This window comes from Coxiella endosymbiont of Ornithodoros amblus (assembly GCF_019425495.1).
GTDB lineage: Bacteria > Pseudomonadota > Gammaproteobacteria > Coxiellales > Coxiellaceae > Coxiella.
The window spans coordinates 49234-55300 of record NZ_VFIV01000002.1 but is presented as its reverse complement, the minus strand read 5'-3'; the positions used below and the strand labels follow the sequence as shown (position 1 = coordinate 55300).

Below are 6067 nucleotides of genomic sequence, written 5' to 3'. Positions count from 1 at the left end.
TTAATATCTTTCATCACCTGCTCTTTATTTAAAATAGAAATTCTGTGTTGGCGCATTATAACGCCCCCTTTAAAGAGCGCACTTTTCATTGGGTTGTTTGTTGAAAATCTGAACTTTTAATCAAACCCAGCGTCAACCAAAAATTGAATACTGGCAAGGCACTAGCGCGTAATTTCTAAACAGGCTTTAAGTTTTTGACTTTGCAAAAAAGAATATCCTAAATTAAGTCCAATGTTTGTCATTGTAAAGCACATAAGCATGACGGCTGTAAAGCTTTTTATGGTTGAGAGTTGTGTGTCATGTATTAATTGATTTTGGGTGGAGTCGCTTAAGGGGCTGAGAATTTATTGTAAATTGCCTTGATGACTAAAGACGGCATGATCAATTTAGCTCAGCGTAATCGAAAGCAGTTCGTTCGAGTACGTATTAAATGGGCGAAATCTACAGATAAAACTTTTCTCGTCCCAAAAATTGAAATAAGAGTGGCAATAGCAACACAAAGAATACCGGAGAGTAAAAATTGTATTAATAATGCCGGCGCTTTTACCAAGTTTTTCTTTTGGCAAAGCTTGCATCCTAAGCGATGAACTACGATGAACTATTTGAGAAACAAGCTCGAACCAAGCCCCGTTAACAACGGAAACTACAAAGCATGGTAGGTGGTAGAGACGGTGATGTTGTGCAATAAAAGAGCCCTGATGTTGAATAAAAGTGTTGAAGAAATAAAGCATTGCCATCATGGTAAATAAACTCACTGTAATGACTATGTTACCAGAAATAAATAGATGCTTCCGAAAATCAATAAAATAAACGACTGGAATTTGGAAGGGGTGTTCCATAAATCAAAAAAGTAATAAAAGAAAAACACCCGTGATTAATAAAATAAGGATTTTTAAAAAAATCCATCCCCACACATTCCCTTCGACCAAACTTAAAGTTAAGGTAATAAGACCAAAAGCTAGAAAAGCTAAATCCCATAAATCAAGGCGAATATCCTCTCGTGCTCCACGCAATTTTCTCGCCAATAGGCGAGCCATGATAATAGCGATAAACATTAAAAGAACGCGGCCTAAAAAATATAGCGCCAGCTTACCAGCTTAAATAAGTAGAAAAAATACCGCTGATTACTGGACAAAATGCAAAGCTGAGTCCTACAGAGCCTGTCTATAAAGCGATAGAAAATTTCTTTCTTATTCAGAAAAGCGAATTTCGTTATGGTTAATGTCATGGGCGCGACAATGGCGGTGCTAAGCCTTGTGAAGCACGCCCAACGACTAGTATAGTGGGGTGATGTCCAAGGGCGATCATTAACGAGGAAATAATGAAAAACCTGCATCGACAAAAACATATTTCGACGCCTAAAAGATTGCCCAGTTGACCGCCAACGACGATAAACGAAGCGCAAGCGAGTATGTAAGCATTTACAATCCATTGCAATGCGACGGGGTTAAGTGAAGTTCATTGCTCATGGCTAGGAGGACGTTCATCACCGCCATAGTATTAACGGTGAGAGTGAAAACGGCTAAACACCAGCAGTGAGTACTAACAATTTTCGCAAGATATTGATTTTTAGTTAATAAATTTTCATGAATTTCCTTGCAAAGGGTAGGCTACGCATGCTGGTTGAATTCTATCAGTCATAAATTTTTTCAACCCGACAATCCAATTGGCCTTCCGCGACTCGTGTTGTGATTTTATCTCCTACTTTAAGGGCCTGCGCTTTTCGTATAATTTGATTTTGATGGGTCACAATTGCGTAGCCGCGTTTTAATGTTGTAAGTGGACTCATTGTTTGGAGCGTTTGCGCTTTACCTGCTAGATTTTGTTGGCGACGGTTAAAATCGTAATCCATGGCCATCATCAACTGGTGTTGCAGTGTTTCGATTTGGCGGCGCTGTGATTCGAGCTGTTGATCAGGACGTTGCAGCCGCGTGATTAAATGGCGCAATTGTAATTGATAATGGCGCAAGTGGGTGTTTATAAAATGCTGTAGACGCCGCTGGAAAGAATGAACATGTTGCAACCATTCTTTGCGGTTAGGGCTAACTATTTCAGCGGCGGCTGAAGGGGTTGCCGCTCGGTGGTCAGCCACGAAATCGGCGATCGTAAAATCAATTTCATGGCCCACACCAGTAACCACTGGAATTTCGCAGGAAAAAATAGCTCGTGCGACCCTTTCTTCATTAAAAGGCCATAGATCTTCTAAGGAGCCGCCGCCGCGAACGACTAAAAGCACATCGCACTCTTTTCGGCTGCCAGCCTTTTTGATGGCGTGAGTAACTTGTTCAGCCGCTTTATCGCCTTGCACTAGCGAGGGATAAACAATAACCGAAATGGTCGGGAAACGACGGTTTAGCACTTTTAACACGTCACGAATGGCAGCTCCCGACGAAGAGGTGATAACTCCGATGGTCGTTGGAAAGGGAGGAATTGGCTTTTTATTTTCAGGTGCAAATAATCCCTCTTTTTCCAAGCGCTGTTTCAATTTTTCGAAAGCAATTTGCAAGACCCCGCTGCCTGCTGCTTGCATTTGCATGACAATCAACTGGAAGTCACCGCGCGTTTCATACAAGCTGATTTCAGCCTGCAGCAAAACATGGTGGCCATTCTCGGGGTTGAAATTCAATTGGTGATGGTGATTGCGGAAAAAGGCGCAACGCACCTGCGCGCGTTCGTCTTTCAAAGAGAAATACAAATGGCCCGAAGCCGGGCGCGATAAATTGGATATTTCTCCTGTAATCCATATTCTTTGGAAGCGTTCCTCCAAGAGTAAGTGCGCTTCGTTATTGAGTTTGGAAACAGTATAAATAATTTCTGTGTTAAGGCTAATTTCTTCTTCAAGTAGCGACATATTTTTTATTGCCGTTTAGATTCCTTGCCAATTATAAAGATTCCTGTAGTGTAAACATAATTCTGATTCTTTGGAATTCATATTATTAAGGAACAACAGCAAGGGAGTTCCTATCTGATCTGTAGCCAGAATATTGGTTTTTTCCTTTACCTTAATCAATTCACCTATTTTCGCCAGCGGAGGACATTCGTTTTATCTTTTCGCTTTTATTAATCCAGCCGACCTTTCTCCAGTTAAACATTGGAAAGTGAGTGTTGGTTATTTATGTTGCTTTGGTCAGAAACAAATTTCAGGGGTCCCTGCTTGTTCCGATTGGTTTCAATTTCATCACTCGAGCAATTTATTAGTCCTTTGTTGCTCCTAGCTTTAACGTAAATGAAGGGCTTTCAAAGAATCACGCAAGTGGATGGGGATTAGGATGGCATATTGGTATGTTGACTAACCCTTGGTTAGGAAATACCCGGGTTTGACCTAATTATTCGAGATCCCGTTACACGTTCCATGGTGTCACCTAATTTAATGGCACTTTTTCGGCCTATTTTTGCATTTTTGATCTGCACGCTGGAGTATTTTACAATCCATCGCCGTCGCTAATATAGCCGTATCTTCTTACTTATACCTCTAACACGTTCAGCATTGGCTTTAAATATCGAAACGTATGGCGCGTCGGTTTTTGTGGAAGATATGTACTTTCTGACAATTGGATATTCATTTTAGGAACTACGTTTGATCAAACTTCGGTTCCTTTTCCTGAAAATATCGGGGCTTGTTCTTTCCAGAAACTAACACAATCCACCTGTGGGCCTCGCTTACTCGAAAATTCACCAAACAGTTCAGTACGAGTTTAATGTACTCTCACAGTTTTTGTCAAAAAAGAGCTTTGGGTAATAGTTTTGCTGGCGTTACTTCATTAGGTGTTAATCACCCGCTAGTTGATTTCATAGATCTTGATTTAACTTACGAAAGTTAATTCTCCAACCTCCGGCTTTAGCTGGAGGTTTTTTGTCTATCTTTCCTTCATGATGGCAGTTTTTAGCTGAGCATGGTCTACTAGGGCATGTATGTGAGCAGCGGGCCCGTAAATCAATAGCTACTAGTTGTTTTGAGCAGAAAAGTACAATATAAAGTAACGTTGTTGTCGAAATAGAAGGAGAAGAAAAAAATGGTTAAGCATGTCAAAGTAGCGGTGACGGGTGCGGCGGGGCAAATCGGTTACGCCTTATTATTTCGTCTTGCTTCCGGACAAGCGTTTGGGTTAGACACCACTGTCGATTTACATTTATTGGAAATTGAACCCGCTCTGCCAGCGCTTAAAGGATTGGTGATGGAGTTGGAGGATTGTGCGTTTCATCTTTTGCGTAACATGGTTGTAACTTCAAATCCTAGCGTGGCTTTTAATGACGTCAATTGGGCGCTTTTAGTCGGTGCTACGCCGCGTAAAGTGGGGATGGAGCGCAAAGATCTGTTAGAGCAAAACGGAAGCCTCTTTGCTGGTCAAGGCAAAGCTATTAATGAAAATGCCGCGAGTGATGTTCACATTTTTGTTGTTGGGAATCCCTGTAATACGAATTGTCTAATTGCAATGAATAACGCGCCGGATATTCCTAAGGACCGTTTTTATGCAATGACGCGCCTTGATCAAAATCGCGCTATTGGCCAGTTGGCGCTTAAAGCCGGTGTAGATGTTCCCTCCGTTAAGAACATGATAATTTGGGGTAATCACTCTTCGACGCAATATCCCGATTTTTACCACACCACCATTGACGGAATGCCTGCGACCGAAGTGATTCGAGATAAAAATTGGTTATTGAACGATTTCATTCCCGTCATTCAACAACGCGGTGCCGCGGTCATTAAAGTTAGGGGTGCTTCATCTGCCGCTTCTGCGGCAAATGCTGCGTTGGATAGCGTATGGAGTTTAATTAATACCACACCTGCGGATGATAATTATTCGGTTGCCTTATGCGCTCAAGGCCAATATGACGTGGATGAAGGGTTAATTTTTTCATTCCCATGCCGAACAGAAAATAGTGTCGTTAGTGTTATTAAAGACGTTGAACACAACGAATTTGGCCAACAGAAATTGCAAGAGACGTTGGATGAACTTCGGGAAGAGCGCGACGCTGTTGAGGCTTTAGGATTAATTTAAGAAAGAAAACTCCGACCCTCGCGACTGAGATTTTTAACTGTTTTCATGAAATGTATTCTAGGCGTTGAAACCTCCTGTGATGAAACCGCTGTCGCGTTGTATGACGCAGAACGGGGATTATTAGCGCATCGTATTTATAGTCAAATAGCTATTCACGCTGAATACGGAGGTGTGGTTCCCGAGCTTGCTTCGCGTGATCACATTAGAAAAATTTTGTCTTTAATTAAAGCCACTTTGGATGACGCTGCCTTGTCAAAAGAAAAGATTGACGGAATTGCTTACACAAAAGGCCCTGGTTTAATCGGGGCATTGATGGTAGGGGCGTCAGTGGCAAAAAGCTTAGCGTATGCGTTGCGGGTGCCGGTCGTAGGGGTGCACCATATGGAAGCGCATTTAATGGCGGTGCAATTAGAAGAAAGCCGACCTGCTTATCCGTTTGTTGCATTATTGGTTTCGGGGGGCCACACGATGTTGGTCCACGTCGAGCAGCCAGGCCGATATAAAATATTGGGAGAAAGCGTTGATGATGCTGCGGGAGAAGCGTTTGATAAAACAGCTAAATTATTATGGCTGCCTTATCCCGGTGGCCCCGCGTTGGCTCGTTTAGCAGAGCAAGGGGAACCTAAACGTTTTATTTTTCCACGGCCAATGGTGAATCAACCACATCTTAATTTTAGTTTTAGCGGCTTAAAGACACACGCGGTTAATTGTTTTAAACAATACGGCGGTGAGGAACAAACACGAGCGGATATTGCTTGCGCGTTTGAGAACGCGGTCGTCGATACTTTAATTATTAAATGCTTACGAGCCTTGGAAAAAACAGGAATTAATACTTTGGTTTTAGTTGGTGGCGTCGCGGCAAACAAGAAATTGCGTGAACGATTGGGACAAGCCACGGCAAAGCGAGCCGCACAAATTTATTACCCCCGTCAAGAATTTTGTACGGATAATGGCGCTATGGTCGCTTATACAGGCTGGCTGCGGTTAAACGCTGGCGAAAAAGAAGATAAAACAATTTGCGTTAAATCAAGATGGTCGATGGCCGAATTAAATATAATAGACTAGAG

Annotated in this window: 5 protein-coding genes; 2 read left to right on the top strand and 3 right to left on the bottom strand. The window is 42.3% G+C overall.

Annotated features, from left to right (window positions below):
- Positions 1 to 842: 842 nt before the first annotated feature.
- The 3 genes from FIV31_RS08295 to xseA form a co-directional block, all read right to left on the bottom strand.
- Positions 843 to 1055 (bottom strand): hypothetical protein, encoded by a 213-nt coding sequence (locus tag FIV31_RS08295; RefSeq protein ID WP_425278248.1) that lies wholly within the window; start codon positions 1053 to 1055, stop codon positions 843 to 845.
- A gap of 169 nt (positions 1056 to 1224) precedes the next feature.
- On the bottom strand, positions 1225 to 1437 hold the full coding sequence (locus FIV31_RS08290) for a hypothetical protein (RefSeq protein WP_425278247.1): 213 nt from the start codon (positions 1435 to 1437) through the stop codon (positions 1225 to 1227).
- A 196-nt stretch (positions 1438 to 1633) separates the two neighbouring features.
- A complete protein-coding gene (gene xseA / locus FIV31_RS00845; RefSeq protein ID WP_280123478.1) occupies positions 1634 to 2851 on the bottom strand; it encodes an exodeoxyribonuclease VII large subunit in 1218 nt (405 codons plus the stop codon).
- A 1162-nt stretch (positions 2852 to 4013) separates the two neighbouring features.
- Here xseA and FIV31_RS00840 point away from each other — a divergent pair.
- A complete protein-coding gene (locus FIV31_RS00840; RefSeq protein ID WP_280123477.1) occupies positions 4014 to 5000 on the top strand; it encodes a malate dehydrogenase in 987 nt (328 codons plus the stop codon).
- Between the two features lie 45 nt (positions 5001 to 5045).
- A complete protein-coding gene (gene tsaD, locus FIV31_RS00835) occupies positions 5046 to 6065 on the top strand; it encodes a tRNA (adenosine(37)-N6)-threonylcarbamoyltransferase complex transferase subunit TsaD (protein ID WP_280123476.1) in 1020 nt (339 codons plus the stop codon).
- Positions 6066 to 6067 lie beyond the last annotated feature (2 nt).

Bases quoted from the DNA above. Each gene is read 5' to 3' on its own strand.
- FIV31_RS00840 (WP_280123477.1), top strand. From the start codon at position 4,014: ATGGTTAAGCATGTCAAAGTAGCGGTGACGGGTGCGGCGGGGCAAATC.
- tsaD (WP_280123476.1), top strand. From the start codon at position 5,046: ATGAAATGTATTCTAGGCGTTGAAACCTCCTGTGATGAAACCGCTGTC.
- xseA (WP_280123478.1), bottom strand. From the start codon at position 2,851: ATGTCGCTACTTGAAGAAGAAATTAGCCTTAACACAGAAATTATTTAT.
- FIV31_RS08295 (WP_425278248.1), bottom strand. From the start codon at position 1,055: ATGTTTATCGCTATTATCATGGCTCGCCTATTGGCGAGAAAATTGCGT.